A 17566-nucleotide genomic window follows, 5' to 3' on the forward strand; every position below is an offset into this window, starting at 1 on the left:
CAGTTTATGCAAATTAATCAGTGATTAATCTTAACTTGAATAATCTGTCAAAAAAGCTTTAGTAGTTGGACTCTTTGCAGTATTGACTCGAATAATAGCACTCAAGCCACTCGGTAGAACACCTAAAGGTCGGCTAGTAACCTCCCTTACCCCTAAAACAGGTATGCGCTCATGGCTAAGATTTTTTTGATTGGTAGGACTAGGACCAAATGCTCCTTGAAAAGACATACTTATCACCTGCCTTTCATATTCACCTAACTGTTTACTTAACCAATCTGCTGTTTTGTGACTCACTCCCTGTAAAAGTATTTGTGTTCGGCAGTTGTTTAGTGCTGCCATTGTTTTTTCAGGAAACTGATCAATAGATTGACACATCAGGAAAACACTAGCTTTGGCATTACGGCCAATAGCGGTTAACTCCTCATAATCAAGGTTTTGCAAACGAGGAGCTTCATCACAAATAATGTAAGTTGGAGTCCAATTATGTTTAGGATTGTTCATTCGACGATACATGACATTCATCACATAACTAATCATCACTCCTGCTAAACAAGAACCAAACTTACCATCTGCTAATGATTGACCAATAACTAAAGTATGCCTAACAGTCCCGTTAAAAGCTGGCAGTAAAAAGATGCCACTAGATCCATCACAAATTGCCTTGACGTTGGGATCTTTGAAAGGGCTTAATTTATTTTGCAAAAAGCTGATATCCATTCCAAAACGGTCATCAGGAAGATTCATGTAAGAAAACAAATCAGATCCCCATTGACTCAAAGCATTCGGTAAGTTACTTAACAATGTCTGAACAGCATTTCTATCTGTAATCAAATCAGGTAAATCACTAGGATTTAATTGAATCAGCTTTTGTTTTCGTGCCTCTACAACTACACCAAGAATAGCTGTCAACCACATAATGTCTCGCTTCCAAAAAGCTGCGTTATGGTCTGTATCGCTATGATTACCATAAATGGCTTCTGCTATGGCTCTAATTTCTTTTTCTCTACCAAACTTTTCCAATTCCTCCAAAAAATTCCAAACAACTCTATTGCAAGTTGTACTTAAACCCCAACACACTAACTTTGACCCCGCCCCTTGTGCTAAACCCGCAAATCTATCTGGCAAAAAACCGGCAGCATCCACACAAACTAAATTGCCTTTCAACATCAAGTTCTGTGCTGACTTCAACAACAACTCTGTTTTACCAGAGCCAGTTGCACCGACAATTAAAATATGCTCATGTAAAAAATCGTTGGGAAGCCAAATATCCGCAGGAAGGGATGGATTGCCACTACGAAAATTTACATATCTTCCTAGCCAAAAATCACCATTTTTGGGGTTGCCTGTGAACAAAGTACAAACTTCCTTTTTACTGGCAGTTTGTGAATAGTCAAACAGTTCTTTATATTTTACAGATGGCTTCAATGAGTCCCCAGGTCCAAGAATCAAAAGATTTTTACTGTTGACAGAAGCACCTAGACTTTTAAATACCTGATGAAATGTCCATCTGTTTCCTTTGAACACCCACGTCAAAAGCAACTCAAAAATCCGATAAATTAAGGCAAATACCCCAAAAATAAATCTCTCCATCTTTAAAAACCCTGATACTTCTGAAATACCTTCTCGGACTCAAGGAAAAAACCTTAACTGGGAGAAGGTCCAGAAGAGGCAGATGGACTATTTGGAGTTGGTGTTTCTGGAATAGGATGTTGCTGTTGAGTTTGCGCTTTAAGACGTGCTAATCTTTGTTGATTTTCGGTTTGATTTTGAGGAGATGTGGTTTTTTGTGTTTGGCTAGTTCCAGATTGAGAAGCTTTAGTCTGCTCCGGTGCTTCTTTCGACTGCTGGATGGTGATATCCCTACTTACAAATCTGTTAAATATTTTTCCGCCTTCGGGGTTCATAAATTCATTCTCCTTACATTACTTACAAGTCTTTTGTTTATAAACTTTCAATCTGTCCATAAGTATCATCTTAGCTTTGATGACTAATTATGCAAATGAATTGAAAAGGTTCTTCCGTACCTGTTATGCCAAATATGAGTTTATTTATCCCATAACCCATATAAATAAAGGGTTTCATTGTTTTTGATGCCAAATTTACGTCAAATTCACCGATGAATTAACGTCAAATCCTTACCATATAAGGATTTTAGGGTTTGAAAAAATGATTCAGCATAGTAAGTACCGAAGAGCCATTGAAAATTACTGGAAACCCCACCTAAGAACATAAAGATAATTACACCTTCCTTGCAAAATTTTATATTTCCAAGAATAAGTTCTATGACTTTTTACATCAATTTTAAAATGAGCAAAATTTCCTCGAAGAATATTTGTATTCTGCTCTAAATGTCCGTCCAAATAAAGTGAAATCTGAACTACTTTTAGCGAAGATTTATCGGGAATGCCTAATGTTCCAGTCCAAGTGCTAATATCACTATGCGGTATTTTACCAGAAAATTCATTTAAGTGACTATACTCTTCACCATAAATAAAGGTGTGTGTCATCGCTATTCCTTTATTCCTTCCTGTCTAATGATATTCAGGTTTTAGTTTCTTGCTTGCTCCTATTAGTTAATTGAGTAAATCAAAATTACCAGTTCCCAACTTTGCTGTCCCAATGTATTAGACTGGGTATTAACTTGTTTAAAATCAACTATTTGGATGTTGTATTCGTATTTCATAAATTCAGATCCTGACGTTGCTTTCATCACCTGCTTTCAATTTTCTCATCAATATTTTTCTAGTGGTAACTTACGAAACCAACTCAAAACCAATTGCAAACCAATGTTATTCTTATTGCACCCTAACTGCTTGTTTGCATTTATACGTTTATCATATTGTGTAAATTATTTATCTATTCAACAAAACTAGCTTATACAAGTTCTTTTTATTAATTAAGTAATTTCACTTATATATCAAACTTAGATAAAAATGTTTTATTTAGATACCAATAGCTGTAAATTAGAGGAATACCTATGATGAACGCAGTAAGTAATAATTGCGTCTACTGGCTTTTGCATTTATCCAGTCTTAGCAATCGAATTAACCTATGTCTATACCACCTGAGTTTCAAAATTTTGAGAGGAGCGATCGCCCAATCCGCGTTAATCGAGGAGAAAAACAAAAGTTACAAAAGGCTTTTGAGAAACAGTTCGCAAAGGAAACTGCCAACTTCATAGTGTATTGGCGTAAATGGGAAAAACAATTAGGTGATCCTCCTACTGAACAAGAGGTTTCAGACCTATTGTACTCTAGCACGGCTACAAACTGTCAATATTGGCTGATTGATGGAATTTCTCGGATTGTATTACATCATGCCCACAAAGAGATTAATCCTAAACCTATATCCCTAGAATTAAAGCAAGCGATCGCTACTCAATTGAAAAGTCAGTTTGAATGCGGTAGAGGTATATCTTGGGGTTGTTTTGCTCAAGCTTGGGTAGAACGCAACGGTTATCATCCTCCCAGTGAAGAAACAATTCGCAAGTTACAGCGATTAGAACAAGAAAATGTTCAATACTGGGTAATTAATGGCTTGTGTCGGACTCTATTTAATTGCACTTATGAAGAATCGCTAAAACAATGGGATTCTTTAAATATTCAAGAACAACATCAGTCAGAGCAGATGTTGCGAACTCAGAAAATAGAAGTGGATGGTAGCCAAGAGAAGCGATTCCTCTTAGTAGACAATCTTCCGGTTCGAGATTATAACCAATTTGTAGGCAGAGAAGTAGAACTACATCGAATAGTAGAACTTTTATCCACTTCACAATCTTATCAGCGGATTAGTGTAGTAGGTAGTGGAGGATTAGGCAAAACTTCTTTGGTGATAGAAGCCGCTTATCAAGCTTGCCAAACAACTGATGAAACTGATCCAAACCAGCCCATATTTGATCATATTATCTTTACCTCAGCCCAACCGCAGCGATTAACAGGTAGGGGGATTTTGCCACGTTATCAGAGGATGCAAACCATTGCAGATATTATCAGAGTGATCGCTCGTTCTCTAGGTTGTCTGGATAATTTACCTGTCCATCAGAATGAGCAGATAGATTTACTGTTACATTCTCTGAGTTATCAACGCACTCTATTATTAGTAGATAATTTAGAAACTGTTGAGGATATAGAAGGAGTTCTAGCTTTTTTGTATGAATTACCTGCAACTGTTAAAGTGGTAATTACTAGTCGTGAACAGATCCAATGGGGAGTATCAATTAATCTAGAACCTTTAGCAGATAAAAAATCATTCTATCTAATTGAACAATTGGCAGAGGAAAAAGGTGTAAAACTAGATAAAGATGAAATTCTCAAACTTTGTCAGAAAACCGCTGGTGTACCCATAGCGATGGTTGCAGCTATGGGACAATTAGCAGAAGGTTATTTACTCAAGGATGTTCTAGCAACTTTGACACAACCGAATAGCGATCTAGTTCATCTGTGTTTTCAGGGATCATTTGCCCTAATAAATGAACAAAACAGCTATTATTTACTGATGGCACTGGCATTGTTTCCTAGTCCTGTTTCCCGTGAGGCGATCGCCTTTGTGGCTTTTGATCATCTGCACTATAGTAGCCTTCCCAGTGATATGGCACGTCTAGTTAGACTATCTTTAGTGAAACCATATCCTCACGGCCGCTATGGAATGTTGTCTTTAACTCGTGATTGTGCGATCGCTCAACTCAATAATCACCCCAATTTTGAGCAGTCCGTCCGGCAAAGATGGATAAGCTGGTATCTACAATTACTAACACAATATCAACATGAAGATTGGCAAGAATGGCAGATGTGCCGATTACTAGAAACAGAATGGACAAATCTGCGAGCAGTCGTTGAATACTGCATTGCGGAGGAAGAGTATGATACATTCAGGCAACTATGGCAATTATTAAAGGGCTATACTCGCTTTCAAGGGCATTGGGAAGAACGACTTTCGTGGATAGACTGGTTGATTGCTTCTGCAAAACAGCGACAAGATTACGTTATTTTAGCAGAGTCGCTGTTAGATAAAAGTCGGACATTAGCCTTAATTGATCAGCCAGCAGAACGCCAAGAAGCAAAGAGACTGTTACAACAAGCTTGGGATTTACAAAGCTATCAAGATATTAATTTTAAGTTTAATGTATTGATTAATTTTGCAGTATTGCACATTGATCAGCAGGAATTTAATGAAGCAAGTGAATGGTTAGAACAAGGGAAAAACCTGATCAAAGAAGACACAAATCAACTACTATTACATCCCCGCACACCATTATTTATAAATTATTATGAAGCGCAAATTAGTCTCCACACAGGAGTATACGCAACTGCAAAGCAACTTTATTGTACAGCATTAAATCAGGCTGAAGTTATTCACTGGGAACGGGCAATTACTTACATTCAAGATTGGTTGGCACAAGTAGCTATCCAAACAGGTGAATTAGAAGAGGCTCAAGAATGGCTAGAAAAAAGTTTACCTACAGCACAGAATCATGGTGATTGTCGCTGTATTGCCTTCTGTCAACGTTCCTATGCTTTATTAGAACAAGCCAGAGGTAATTGGAAAGAATCTACTCATTGGGCAGGATTGGCGAAAAAAAGCTTTTCTCAATTACAAATGCGTCAAAAAGCAGAAGAAATGACAGCATTATTAGTGAATTTACCAAATAAATCTGGGATATCAAACTTCGACATCCCAGACTATGAATTTAACTAAAATATGATCAAAGACATCTCCAGAAATTAAATATGCGTGACCTGAAACCCTTGTAGAGACGTTACATGGAACGTCTCTACCATCTTTTTTGGAGATGTCTAAACTACTCAAGCAATTTGTCGGCTCAATAACTCATCCAAATTAACAGGAATACTTGGACGCAATTGCTCTAAATTTTGTGTTAAATGGCATCCGCTTGGCTGCAAATTTTCTGAATTAAAAACTTGTTGTGACTGACCTATCATGGGAACGCCAAACTGTTTTTCAAATAACTGTTGCGTTTGCAAAAAAGATGTATACATTTGTTGTTGATCATCTGCTCCTCGCAAGCCATAGAACGGAAAATGATGTATATAAGAGCCAAATAATAATTGACAATCTTTCATGTATTTTTGAGTGTCTAGCAGGTGACAATGCCAGACTTGATCTATAAGTTGGCTAGGAACAAAATAATTGGTATTAGGATAGAGCCAGAACAACATCAAAAAACATATATATTGAGCGATCGCCCAATCAGCCTCTTCATCAGTCAAACCGCACCCAGATTCAGGCTTCATGAGCCGATATTTTACAGAACCAAATTCTAGCTGACTAGGACTTTGATGAATAAATTGTAATAACTTTTTGTTCACAGTGACACCTGTTATAACTACATTTCTGAATCAGAAGAGCGTATTGGCATTACTGCTCTGAGTGATTCCTAGAGTTCTATCAACAGGTTTATCGTCCGTTATGCAAATTTAGGTAGTGATCCGAAAGTAGTGAAAGAGATAAAAGCTATGCCAATCGCATATTATAGTCTTATGTAACAATACCTGACAGGATGACAAAAATAGTTAAGATACCCATAGAATAAGGCGCATAGCTCTCTCACTCTGTTGATAATACTTCCGCTTATTAGGAAATAATCTTAATAATGATCTAACTGAAAGCCAATAAAATCGTGACGATATCAATAGGGTTTCAGGACTTTGGTGAAGGCATTGTTAACTAACATTATTTAATTATCGGTAAATTCCACTGTTATAGTGTTAATAATTTTCAGCATTATGTTATAATACATAAATAGTTATTCCATAAAACTATGACACCAGAAGAATTATTAAATCAAATATCAGACGGCATTTGGATTAATAAAGGTGGGTTGAAAGTTCCCGATGATGTCGTTCAGGCTTTGCAACAAAAAGAGGATTGGTTTGATGGATTAAACCCTATTGTTTATTCAAAAGACAATCTTCCTGATATAAAAGGAATTTTAAATTTTTTCTCCGAACAGGAATTAGATCAAGAGGTTGGTTTCGCTGCAACTGAGATTTTACAATCTTGTTATGGTGTGAATAAAGTAGTTAATTCAAAAGTTCACGATAATCCACAAGCATCAGGAGAGAATAAATTAGATTTACTTGCTGGCCAAGCTACTAAACCGGACGATTACACAGCAGCAGTAGAAGTAAATAATTTATTTATGAATTGGGGAAATATTGTCAAAAGTAATTATACAAATAACAGTGATGATATTTTTCTAAGAATCAAAAGCATCGAAGAGACTAATAAAAATTGGTTTCAAGATAAAGTTGATGATTTGAAGGCACAAGTATTAGCTGCTTATGACAATTTAATGTCCCAATTTGATGAACAAGAAGATCCTGTACCCCAAGAGGTAAGGAATCACTTTATTGCAGTTAGACAAAAAACTGAACAGAACTTTTCTGAAGCCATAACTGACTTTCCACAAGACAACGACAATTTAGTAAATATATTTCTAGAATTATTTAACAAACTCAAAGAAGAATTGAATAACATACTTCAGCAAATTAAAGAAACAATATTTGGGAAGGATGAATCTAAAGCTGCCAAGGCAGAGGCCAAACAAGAAAATAAAGGCAAAGTAGATATAATCAAATTCCTAAAAAGTAAAGTCATTCGTCCTGCTATGGTAGGTATCAGAAGGCTATTTACACAGGGTAAAAAGTTGGTTGAGTTCAAAGACCAAGCTAACTATGCTCAAGATAATCTAAAATCACAGTTTGGAAGTGTTGTGAGTAATTATGGTGGAATCACACCATTACCAACGCCAACTAATTTAGATGTTGTCAATGTTCTTGGTAAAATAGCCGAAAGTTTGCTATCAACATTTATATTAAAAGGCATTTCATTACCAAGAGCATTTTTTGATGCTATTAAAAATACTGTAGTTTCAGTCATCACCAAAAGATTATCTATCCCTGCTAGTGAAGCAATTCGATATATTACCGGAGGGTTATTAAGAACAGTCAAAGACTTATTACCAGCAGTTTTCAATAATACAGGAATGTTTGCAGGTGCATGGGGACTTTTAACAGCTTGCGCTCCTTATATTTTAGCAGCAGCAATAATTATAATTATTGCTATCAATATGGCTAAAAAGAATCAGTTAGGTAATTTCATTTGGTTGTTGGGAATTAAAGAAGGTCGTCCTGAACCTGACTTGGGAATTGCTAGAGTAAGCGGTGATTCTTTGGAAAGGATGAAGGATTTTGAAGAATTTAGATTTCAGTTTCTTGAAGAAACCAACAAGCAATATCAATACTTGTATGCTCTAACTTTTAAAAGTGAAAAACTTGGCAGAAGTTTTGACATGACTGGAGAAACGCCAACGATACTATCAGAAGAAGCTGCTAAAATTATCCATCAAGGGTTTTCTTACCTAGAAGATATGCCACCTTACTAGACTAGAATTGACAATTAAAACGATAGGGTAAAATAGGGTAAAATCATGTCTACACAATTCACAAATATCAAATATGAACCCGATGGTTCGACGGGAGAAATCCAAGTAGTGACAGAATGGCCAGTGTGGAACTGCAAAAAGCAGGAATGGATTAAAGGAGAAAAAACTACACTGAGAAATATATTACTTTCAGCAATGCACCCTGGATTAATTTTCGCCATTGGGGAAATTCCCACTACAGAGAAAAATCCATCAACATTAAATCCGTTTAAGCCAAAAAATTATGAAAATGCGTTCTTTCTGGATTTAGCCAGTGGTTCTAGAAATCATGGTAGATTTACCTTTACCAATAAGTCTACAGTTGGTAAATATTACTATGGTACTGCTGATAAAGAGCAATGGAAACGCATAATTTACGGTTCAATTCTTCATACTGGCTGTAAGAAAATCATCTATTTAGAAATGAAATACATTGTTGTAGATGATGAAAATCGTGATCCTGATGGTAATTTGTTAGATGACCCAGTAAATAACATTCATTGGAAAACTGGCGATTCCCATGCTAAAGCTAGTCTGCGTCTGATGAAAATATTAGGTTTACCTGTAGAAGAAACTGAGAACGTAGATATAGACAAGCCAATTCAATTTAGAGCAGCTTTATTTAAAGAATGGATAGGAAAAGGTACACTTGCCTATAATCCACATCTGGATACTTCAGGATTTGATTTAGCAATTCCATTATCTTCACTCAAGGGTAATAAGCCAGCGTTAGGAAACCATCAAGGTAAAATATTAATGGGATTAGTATTTGATGGCGAAGTTCGTAGAGCTAAACCTGGTTGGATGCTTTTACAGTGGTTCTCGTTTGAAGTCTTAGAAAAAGATAGTATTATTGACAGATTAAAAGAAAAATGTAATCGCCTATCTCAAGCCTACAATTCCATTGTTGATTTAGCTGAAATTCTCAGAATTGACCAGTCAGAAGCTGAAGCAGAATTACAAGAAGGAAGTGAAGAATTACAGTCTGAAGCCGAATATGAAAATACTATGATTCGTGTCGTCAGGGTTGATAAAAATGGTGTTTTATTACTGCATCCCTACATCGTCAAACGGATTAAGGAACGATTACGGGCTTTATGGTTGAACTTGGCTAAAGCAGCAGGAATTAGGTTTTATTCTGTGATGGTACAACCTGATGAAAGTTTGGCACATTATCATACTGTTTTGGAAGATGGTTCGATAAAGGGTAGAAAAGTATTTTGTGCGCCTGACTTTGAAGAGGGTTTATACATAGTTTTCTGTAACCCTATGAGACATTGGGGGGACTGTCAACTCTGGGAAAATAAATATGAAGGTACTTACATCAATGCTACTGGCATTATGGCAGTTCCTACTAAGCTTGCCCTCACTCTTGGGAGAGATTTTGATGGTGATTTCGTGCAGTTGATTAAAGCTAGTGCATATCCGAATATGAGAAATGCGATCGCTAATTTCAAAAAGCCTCCAGCCACGAAGAAATTTCCGAAAATGGCATTACAGGGGAATCTTCAACAAATAGCTCTTAACTCCATGAATGATATGACTGGGATTGTGGCCAGTTTATTGGCTAGATCAAAAGCTGCCAATGCGGAGGATAAAGTTTTGTTAATTCCTGCCGGTGGTGAACAAAAAGAAAACGAGGAAATGACCGTTATTGATTTTCTATCTCAACAAGTACAAATTGCTGTTGATAGTTTAAAGTCTGCATATCCCAATAATAAAAATGGATTAGATGCGGTTAAGAAATTCTTAGACGAAATAGAAGCTGAAGCACCCTGGTTAAAGGATTTTAAAAATGATGATTGTTATGCAAAAAGACCTTGTGCAGTTAATCAAGATTCACAAGATACAATTTCTAGACTGGTAAAATTAGTCAATGGCTATTGGGGAGAACCTAAATTTTTTGATGGTGATTTGAGAGCTTACGAAAAAGTTCTTTTCAGTGATATTGAACCTTCTCAGGAACAATTGGATTATGCTCTTGCTCATCGTGCAGCTTACAGAGAAGCTATTGGTAGAGCTATCAAATGGAAAGTGCAAAACGATGGCAGTACAATAATGATTAGGCAGATTGCACAGGCAACTAAAAATAGTAAAGAGAAAATATTTGCAAAAACCAGTCCAGACGGAAAACTCTATGATCCACGTTCTTGGGCTGCGGCTTATTGGAGAATAGCACATCAAGCGGAAACTGGAGATGCCGGTTTAGCTTTTATGATATTTGGAGATGAGATTGTGACTGAACTTAAAAACATCCCAGAAAAAGAAACCCAAACATTAGTAGTTTATGGGGTAGATAAAATTGGTACTCCCCAACTTCAGAAAAAATGGACAGGGCAAGAAATTCAGGTCAGAGGGATTATTGATGAGTACAATGGCAAAACTTATTTTAAGCTACAGGCTTATAATCAAAAAACTCTTGACTGGATTAATTTAGGCAATATTTCTGATAAATATCAGCCTTATTTTTTGCCAGGACAATCAAAGAGAATGAAGATTTACTCAATTTCTATGAACGCACAAGGTAAGACAAAACGAGCCGCATTATTCAACAAAGATATGAGTCAAGAAGAAATTGATAAATGCTTAATTTTTGACCTTAGTGCCACAACTAAATAATAAGTTATAATTTTGTAAAGCTTAACAACTTACCCTAAAAATACCCCGATGAACGCTCAATTAATTGAATATATTCAAACATCAACTGGACTGCAAAAAAACACAGTTGAATCCGTTCTCAGTGCTTTCGTCAAATACATTCAAATAAGTCTAACTCAGAAATTTTCTGTCAACTTATTAAAGTTTGGGACTTTCTCAGTCCGATTTCTTGATGAAAGAGAAGGACGTAACCCTAAAACTGGTGAGAACATAACAATTTCTGCTAAGTGGAAACCTAGATTTAAGTTTTCTACTGATTTTGTTGTCAATCCAGATCCTGTTGCTGAGTTTGAAGCTAAAGAGCCTAAAATTTGGCAAATTCAAATAGATGGTATAGCTGTTGAAGTCCCAGAGTTTAAACTTCATTCTTATTCTGTTACTAAAAATACTCCAGTCTGGAGTGAAGAAACAGGTTGGGAATTAGCAAAAAATATTCCAGAACTTGAATATTTATTTTAGATTTTGGATTATCTCAATAACTATAGGAATCCAGTTTGATTCCTCAATTTACTTTTGAAGTCAGGGAACAGGGAACAGGGAATAGGGAACAGGGAATAGGGAATAGGGAATAGGGAATAGGGAATAGGGAATAGGGAATAGGGAATAGGGAACAGAAAAGACAGAATTGATACCTACTGAGTCTTGTATGGCTAACGCCACGCAAGCTATCAAAAATCAAATAGGAGTCCTATATAGTACAAAAATACCCCTGTCCAAAAAGGATAGAGGTATTTTTTTGAGAGGATTAATTAATCAATTTCAACGTTACGGAGTTAATATTTTTAATCCGTATAATTTACCGTCAAAACCATTGAAATTTCCTATAACCAGTCCGTTTGTAGTGTTGTATGTTTGTGTAACTGGTTTTGATGCTGAAACTCCATTTACATCCAGTGTTACTACATTATTGGATCTAATTATTTTGATAGTGTCTGGGGAATTAATACCAGATACAGAATTGGGGATTGTGATGACATTATTCTGCCCAACACCAACATCAAAGCACCAATTTGAGCCATCTGGGCGCAGATTTAATAATCCATCTGGCTCAACTCCCATGATATTAGAATATTGGGGATCAATTGCTAATTTAATTTCTATGGCGAAATCTGCATTAAAGTTTTCCTCTATACCCTTAATGGTTAAAGAAGATGATCTTTTGACAAAGGACAGATGCTCACCTAATGAATCTATTCCAGCAGTTATATTATTAGCCAAAATGCTCAAACCATTGGCTAACATAGTAGCCATATTTAATTGGTAGGATTTATCAAAAAGCGTAGGTGTAGGTGTAGGCGTTGGTGCAGGTGTAGATGGAATAAACACCTCACAGACCTTGACAACACCATACAAGGGGTCTGAACCAAAGAAGGCGACATCACAAGTCCCAGACCCACTCACTGTTTTTTCAATCCAGGTGTTGTTGCGTCCATAACGAACGCGCTGCGACTCGCCGACAGTAAAAGCACCCCCTTCTCCAGCCACTTGTACCCACGAACCTGCCGGAGGCGTTGGTGTTGGTGTGGGCGTTGGTGGAGGTGTTGGAATTGACTGTAAAATGAGCGATTTAATATCACCAAACTTCACTCCTTTTGGACCGCCCAGAGTGGGAACAAGAGCAATCAGGGTGTCATCATTAATAAGGTTAGGTGCGATCGCTTCACTCGCTCTATCCACAATAATTAATTGGGCTGTTTTCACCGGAGCATACTTAGCTCCTTTGATAGAACCGAGTAGAAGTTGGACTGTTTCTTCTCCTTCCTCGTAAGCATCTTGTACCACGCTCACAGGAACGTATTTATTGTCACTTTCACCATCTGCCCAGGTAAGAGTAACGCTGACTTTTTCAATATCTTTTCCTACAGTTGCACTTTCGGTTTTAGCAGTTACTTTGACAGTTGCAATTCCAGATGTACCACCAGTACGGCTAACTGCTATTCTGTCACCTACCCAAGTACCAGATTCAGTGATTTTATAGGTAGGTTTGGTAAATTGAAGGATTCCCGTTGATGGAGTTGGTGTGGTTGCCATGAGTTTAATTCCAAAAAATCAATAGTTTGTATTAATAAGGTGGGTATTACCCACCATAAAATAGTTAAAAATTAAGTTTGGACTAATAAACCACAAGCAATTACCAAACCATCTGTTGCCTTGCCAATAATATGAACAGATACATAAGGGTCATTGTCTGCATCAACATAGACAACATTAATATTATCTAATTGAGAAAAGATATTTTTAATGTCAATGGAAAAATCCAAAGATTTAACAGGCATTGCTAAATCTGCCAGAGTTGCAGCAGGGGTTAAAGGTGTGATAGTTGCACCAGTTGGTACTAAGTCTGGATATAAAGAGTAAGCTTTTTCTAACAATTCTTGAACAGCCATTTTATTGCGGTTAGCAAATGCTTGTTCTAAGGTTTCATATCGGATTGTGCGAGTTTGAGGAACTACATAACCGGGAGGAATTAACCCAGTTTCATCAAGTGCATCAGTTCTCGTTTCAGACTTGCGAAGTGAAGCATCTAAAGACAGATAGCGTTTTTCATCCAAGATTAAATTTGTTGATGTTTTGACCGAAAGAGGTGCGCCATTGCTAGATTCGGTTTTTTCAAAGTCGTTGGCATCATCACGAATAATCTTGGTGCGAAGCAAAGTAGAAGCGTCTTTCTTGGTTAATGTAGTAGCCATTTATTTTTACCTAAAATCTAAAATTCTTAGATTATTTTAACATCAGAAAGCCGAAAATAGTCAACCCTAAAAATCAGCTAAAGTATTGCTGTAAATGGTTCTTGGTTCATACCAAACTGGTTTATTTTATAATTAATGACTAATCAAATTGATTTTGTTAAACCAGTTTTATTAGCTCCACTTTCCAGCAATTATCTTAATTTCTCCATTTTCTTCAGAGATGGATTCAATATTAAAGCCATTAGCAGCTAGAGAATCTAAGGCATTTTCACGGGCATAGTTAAAGGTTAAAGTTCTCATGAGTTCTTCAGCATCATGATTAGCCCCAACGTAATTGAGAAACTTGAATTCATCTTCTAATTTCACAAATCCGAAATCACTGAAATCATTCCAGCGAGTCTTAGCTTGTGGTCTATGAATAACAAAATCAATTGTTTTGTAATTCTCGAAGCAGTGAGTAGTAACGTTTTTCTCTAGCGTTGCGCCAACAAGAATATTTTCGAGTCCATCCTCAATCATTTTTCTAAGCACAGATTCTAAAACTCCAGCGTTTTTGATTGTAGTTCTGATGTGGGTTAAGTGTGACATTGTTAGTTCCCTATTTTGAATGGTTCTGAAAATACCAGCTTTTCCTATTGCCCAATTGTCTAAACTTTCTCTAAACTTTCTTTTTTTTGGCATCGTTTGGCGTAGTTTGTGTCAATAACGTGCTGAATTGCAAGCTGTGAAACCCTCAAGTATTCTTGACTGGGTTTTTTATCTATTTCTTGTCCTTGTCGGTAGTTTTTGTAAACCAAAGCCTGTAAATATGCTGGTACTAATTTCCAATAACTACTACACATCAGGTATTGGGGTTTCACTTTCATACAACAGCTTGGAAGATGGCAGTAATGGCAATGAGAAATTAATTTCTGTTCTACTTGTTTAGCCATAAATTATCGTCTTGTTCAACATGAATTTCTGGGTTTTGATATATGGCTTCACCACGCAAGCTATCAGGTAATAATTCCTGAGATTCAATATTGCCTAGAGATTTTTCTAAACCTGCGGTTAAATTAATGCAAGTTTCACCATCACCATTAATTATTCGCTCTGTAATAATTCCGTCTTTACCAATGGTAATTTCAATTTGTTGGTATTGCATCTGAAAATCCTATCCTTTGGTTTATTAAAAGGTGGTAGCGAACCACCAATTACGCTACTTTGTTTACTGATTTAATGAGTCAATAATTTCTGAGATTCAACTGGGAAATTGTGGGATTATTTGATGTCATGTAATCCTTGGAAAATTCTGAATAATTTCTAGGGTACTGTCAAGAAACCTATTAATTAACTCAATCCTTATTTCATAAGATATATTGGAATTATCCAGATTTTTAATTTGAAATTTTGCCGCTAACATATTATTGATGGCTATTGATAATTTCCTCTTTATTTCATTAATTACCTCTTCATTAATTTTCGTATTGTTTGTTAAAGTTGTACCTTGAATTAATTCCCCAATTTCTGACATTGTAGGTTTATATTGACAACTTAAAAAATCTCTGTCTGATGCCATATCAAATACCTCAATTATCAACCTCTATAAGCGGTAGCCATTGAATAAAGCTAATTTCAGCAATTAGTCGGTTGCATTAAAATTCTAATTTCGTGCATTTTCAGTATTGCTTTAAAAAGTAGTAAGACGGGGCAGTTTAGTAAAACTACCCCCACTTATTTAATGTTCAGATGGTAATAAAAGAACGCTATTTTCAACGTATAGCTTCATTTCTGTCAAAGGAAAATCAGTAAATTCAATGTCTTGTCTAATTACTGGTTTTATTCCCTCAACCGGCGTATCTTCCCAGCAAGTTAATACTGATTTATGATTAGGGTTGGGATTTATAAAACCGTATTTTTGAGGTAATTGATTTTCGGTATTAGTGACAGTTAGTAACCATAGCTGAAAATATCTCAAGTTGTCATTAGACAATAATCTCTTGGTTTGATGGGAAGCTATCGCATCTATTAACCAATATGCTTGGGCTTTTTCTGCTAAATATTTTACTCCTGTAGTGTATTTTAACACTTTGCTCCAATGTAAGTAATACTGTTCACTGCCAGTAAAATTAGCTAAATCCTGAATCAATTTTGTGGCTGAAATCATGGATTATTCCAAATAATTATCAACCTCTAAAGGCGGTAGCACAAAATTAATTTCACTCACTTTTGAACTGGCACTTTTAGCACCGCTATATTCTGCCCATTTAGTTAAGGATTGAATTTGAGTTTGGGAGATTTGAGCTAATGGTATACAACTAGCAATAGAATCCAACAAATCACCTTGAGTAAATTCTTCATTGCGACTGAAAGCATTTTGCATCCCTTCATAAATCACTTGTTCAATTTCAGCCCCAGAAAAATCTTTTGCCCGACTGGCTAATAGTTCAAAGTCAAAATTAGTGCGATTAGGACGCAGACGGTTTAGATGGACTCGGAAGATTTGTAAACGCTCTTTTTGATTTGGTAAATTAAGCCAGAAAATCTCATCCAACCTCCCTTTCCTCAATAATTCGGCGGGGAGAATCTCAACATTATTTGCAGTTAACACTATAAAAACTGGACTAACTTTTTCTTGCATCCAGGTAATTAATGAACCAAATACCCTGCGTGATGTACCAGAATCACCATCAGTACCAGTATTTACATTTCCAAAAGCTTTATCGGCTTCATCAATGAAAAGTACACAGGGTGCGATCGCTTCAACCAGTTTAATTACTTGTCTAATTCTTGACTCTGATTCCCCAACAATGCCACCAAATAGCCTTCCTACGTCCAATCTTAGTAACGGTAATTTCCACTCAGCAGCAATGGTTTTAGCTGACAAACTTTTCCCAGTCCCTTGAATCCCCGCAAGTAAAACCCCCTTGGGACTGGGTAAACCATACTCACGCGCTGCATTGCTGAAACTATTTGCTCTGATTCTCACCCATTGTTTGAGATTTTCCAGCCCCCCAACCGACTCTAAACCAGCTTGTACAGGGATAAACTCTAGAATCCCAGTCTCTCTGATAGTTTGCCGCTTTTCCTCGATGACGGCAGCGATTCCTACGGAGCGCTTCGCTATCGCACTTTCATTAATTTTGCCTGATTTGGCTAAACATTTAGCCAAAACCCGACTAATCCGACAACGGCTTAAACCTTGACAGCCCTTCACTAATTGCTCATAACCAGGGTTGTCTAACTTAATTTTGCTCCCAACCAACTTAGAAATTAAATCATAGATTTCATCGGTATCTGGAAGCGAAAAATCAATAATTGTGGTTTCTTCTCTGAGTTCAGCAGGTAGACGTAATTGGTCGGTTAGCAGTACAAGTGTACGTCTGTCTCTAGAAATATCCCTTGCTAAATTCTTGATTTCCCTGACTAATGGCAATTGTGCGGGTGTGATACCGTTAGCGCAGGGGGCTATCAATGTGGCTATGTCTTTTAAAATAAAAATAGCTGACTGATTAGCAGATGCTTTCCCCACCCGATCTAATGCGGACATAGGATTACCTTTGGCTTGTCCATCTTCAGTCCAGCCACGCGCGTAATCCCAGAAATAGATTTGTGATTTTCGTGATTGGCATAACACAATTAATTCTTGTTCTGCTATTTCTTCCTCTGGACTGACAACATAAATCAAAGGAAACCTAGCCGATAACATTAGTTCAAGTTCTGATTTTTCGGTTTCAGTAACTTTGTATGTCCCTGATTTTTCAGACATTTCAAGAGTCTCCTAACAGCGTATAAG

Annotated in this window: 16 protein-coding genes; 4 read left to right on the forward strand and 12 right to left on the reverse strand. The window is 36.6% G+C overall.

Annotated elements, in window-relative coordinates:
- Positions 1–30 precede the first annotated feature (30 nt).
- The 3 genes from ANA_RS17125 to ANA_RS17135 form a co-directional block, all read right to left on the reverse strand.
- Positions 31–1425, reverse strand: coding sequence for a type IV secretory system conjugative DNA transfer family protein (locus ANA_RS17125; protein ID WP_235081884.1), 1395 nt, complete (start codon positions 1423–1425; stop codon positions 31–33).
- 218 nt (positions 1426–1643) lie between these two features.
- A complete protein-coding gene (locus ANA_RS17130) occupies positions 1644–1904 on the reverse strand; it encodes a hypothetical protein (RefSeq protein WP_015081275.1) in 261 nt (86 codons plus the stop codon).
- Between the two features lie 300 nt (positions 1905–2204).
- Entirely contained in the window at positions 2205–2507 is a 303-nt protein-coding gene (locus ANA_RS17135; protein ID WP_015081276.1) for a hypothetical protein, read from the reverse strand.
- A 544-nt stretch (positions 2508–3051) separates the two neighbouring features.
- On the opposite strand from ANA_RS17135, the gene ANA_RS23725 reads away from it, so the two are divergent.
- On the forward strand, positions 3052–5694 hold the full coding sequence (locus ANA_RS23725; RefSeq protein WP_015081277.1) for an NB-ARC domain-containing protein: 2643 nt from the start codon (positions 3052–3054) through the stop codon (positions 5692–5694).
- A gap of 107 nt (positions 5695–5801) precedes the next feature.
- On the opposite strand, the gene ANA_RS17145 is transcribed toward ANA_RS23725, so the two are convergent.
- Complete coding sequence (locus ANA_RS17145) at positions 5802–6326, reverse strand: glycine-rich domain-containing protein (protein WP_015081278.1); 525 nt, start codon at positions 6324–6326, stop codon at positions 5802–5804.
- A 452-nt stretch (positions 6327–6778) separates the two neighbouring features.
- On the opposite strand from ANA_RS17145, the gene ANA_RS17150 reads away from it, so the two are divergent.
- The 3 genes from ANA_RS17150 to ANA_RS24860 are packed head-to-tail and all read left to right on the forward strand — an operon-like array spanning position 6779 to position 11560.
- Positions 6779–8404, forward strand: coding sequence for a hypothetical protein (locus ANA_RS17150; RefSeq protein ID WP_015081279.1), 1626 nt, complete (start codon positions 6779–6781; stop codon positions 8402–8404).
- 45 nt (positions 8405–8449) lie between these two features.
- A complete protein-coding gene (locus ANA_RS17155; RefSeq protein ID WP_015081280.1) occupies positions 8450–11062 on the forward strand; it encodes a hypothetical protein in 2613 nt (870 codons plus the stop codon).
- A gap of 48 nt (positions 11063–11110) precedes the next feature.
- Complete coding sequence (locus tag ANA_RS24860; RefSeq protein WP_015081281.1) at positions 11111–11560, forward strand: HU family DNA-binding protein; 450 nt, start codon at positions 11111–11113, stop codon at positions 11558–11560.
- A gap of 306 nt (positions 11561–11866) precedes the next feature.
- Here ANA_RS24860 and ANA_RS17165 read toward each other — a convergent pair whose 3' ends face one another.
- From ANA_RS17165 to ANA_RS17200, 8 genes are all read right to left on the reverse strand, one after another.
- Positions 11867–13132 (reverse strand): Calx-beta domain-containing protein, encoded by a 1266-nt coding sequence (locus ANA_RS17165; protein WP_015081282.1) that lies wholly within the window; start codon positions 13130–13132, stop codon positions 11867–11869.
- A 71-nt stretch (positions 13133–13203) separates the two neighbouring features.
- Positions 13204–13791 (reverse strand): hypothetical protein, encoded by a 588-nt coding sequence (locus ANA_RS17170; protein WP_015081283.1) that lies wholly within the window; start codon positions 13789–13791, stop codon positions 13204–13206.
- A gap of 171 nt (positions 13792–13962) precedes the next feature.
- A complete protein-coding gene (locus tag ANA_RS17175) occupies positions 13963–14472 on the reverse strand; it encodes a DUF1257 domain-containing protein (RefSeq protein ID WP_041458123.1) in 510 nt (169 codons plus the stop codon).
- Positions 14439–14657, reverse strand: a complete 219-nt coding sequence (locus ANA_RS17180; RefSeq protein WP_051155215.1) for a hypothetical protein — start codon at positions 14655–14657, stop codon at positions 14439–14441. The genes ANA_RS17175 and ANA_RS17180 overlap by 34 nt, the downstream gene beginning before the upstream one ends.
- 50 nt (positions 14658–14707) lie before the next feature.
- The gene (locus ANA_RS17185; protein ID WP_015081286.1) at positions 14708–14935 is read right to left on the reverse strand and encodes a DUF2997 domain-containing protein; all 228 of its coding nucleotides are present in this window, start codon (positions 14933–14935) and stop codon (positions 14708–14710) included.
- A gap of 126 nt (positions 14936–15061) precedes the next feature.
- Positions 15062–15349 (reverse strand): hypothetical protein, encoded by a 288-nt coding sequence (locus tag ANA_RS17190; protein WP_015081287.1) that lies wholly within the window; start codon positions 15347–15349, stop codon positions 15062–15064.
- A 159-nt stretch (positions 15350–15508) separates the two neighbouring features.
- Positions 15509–15937 carry a DUF6876 family protein gene (locus ANA_RS17195; RefSeq protein ID WP_015081288.1) on the reverse strand — a complete coding sequence of 143 codons (429 nt, stop codon included), beginning with the start codon at positions 15935–15937 and terminating at the stop codon, positions 15509–15511.
- A 3-nt stretch (positions 15938–15940) separates the two neighbouring features.
- On the reverse strand, positions 15941–17539 hold the full coding sequence (locus ANA_RS17200) for an AAA family ATPase (protein ID WP_015081289.1): 1599 nt from the start codon (positions 17537–17539) through the stop codon (positions 15941–15943).
- Positions 17540–17566 lie beyond the last annotated feature (27 nt).

The sequence above is a fragment of the Anabaena sp. 90 genome, assembly GCF_000312705.1.
Lineage (GTDB): Bacteria > Cyanobacteriota > Cyanobacteriia > Cyanobacteriales > Nostocaceae > Dolichospermum > Dolichospermum lemmermannii.

Bases quoted from the DNA above. Each gene is read 5' to 3' on its own strand.
- ANA_RS17130 (WP_015081275.1), bottom strand. From the start codon at position 1,904: ATGAACCCCGAAGGCGGAAAAATATTTAACAGATTTGTAAGTAGGGAT.
- ANA_RS17135 (WP_015081276.1), bottom strand. From the start codon at position 2,507: ATGACACACACCTTTATTTATGGTGAAGAGTATAGTCACTTAAATGAA.
- ANA_RS23725 (WP_015081277.1), top strand. From the start codon at position 3,052: ATGTCTATACCACCTGAGTTTCAAAATTTTGAGAGGAGCGATCGCCCA.
- ANA_RS17150 (WP_015081279.1), top strand. From the start codon at position 6,779: ATGACACCAGAAGAATTATTAAATCAAATATCAGACGGCATTTGGATT.
- ANA_RS17155 (WP_015081280.1), top strand. From the start codon at position 8,450: ATGTCTACACAATTCACAAATATCAAATATGAACCCGATGGTTCGACG.
- ANA_RS24860 (WP_015081281.1), top strand. From the start codon at position 11,111: ATGAACGCTCAATTAATTGAATATATTCAAACATCAACTGGACTGCAA.
- ANA_RS17165 (WP_015081282.1), bottom strand. From the start codon at position 13,132: ATGGCAACCACACCAACTCCATCAACGGGAATCCTTCAATTTACCAAA.
- ANA_RS17170 (WP_015081283.1), bottom strand. From the start codon at position 13,791: ATGGCTACTACATTAACCAAGAAAGACGCTTCTACTTTGCTTCGCACC.
- ANA_RS17175 (WP_041458123.1), bottom strand. From the start codon at position 14,472: ATGCCAAAAAAAAGAAAGTTTAGAGAAAGTTTAGACAATTGGGCAATA.
- ANA_RS17180 (WP_051155215.1), bottom strand. From the start codon at position 14,657: ATGAAAGTGAAACCCCAATACCTGATGTGTAGTAGTTATTGGAAATTA.
- ANA_RS17185 (WP_015081286.1), bottom strand. From the start codon at position 14,935: ATGCAATACCAACAAATTGAAATTACCATTGGTAAAGACGGAATTATT.
- ANA_RS17190 (WP_015081287.1), bottom strand. From the start codon at position 15,349: ATGGCATCAGACAGAGATTTTTTAAGTTGTCAATATAAACCTACAATG.
- ANA_RS17195 (WP_015081288.1), bottom strand. From the start codon at position 15,937: ATGATTTCAGCCACAAAATTGATTCAGGATTTAGCTAATTTTACTGGC.
- ANA_RS17200 (WP_015081289.1), bottom strand. From the start codon at position 17,539: ATGTCTGAAAAATCAGGGACATACAAAGTTACTGAAACCGAAAAATCA.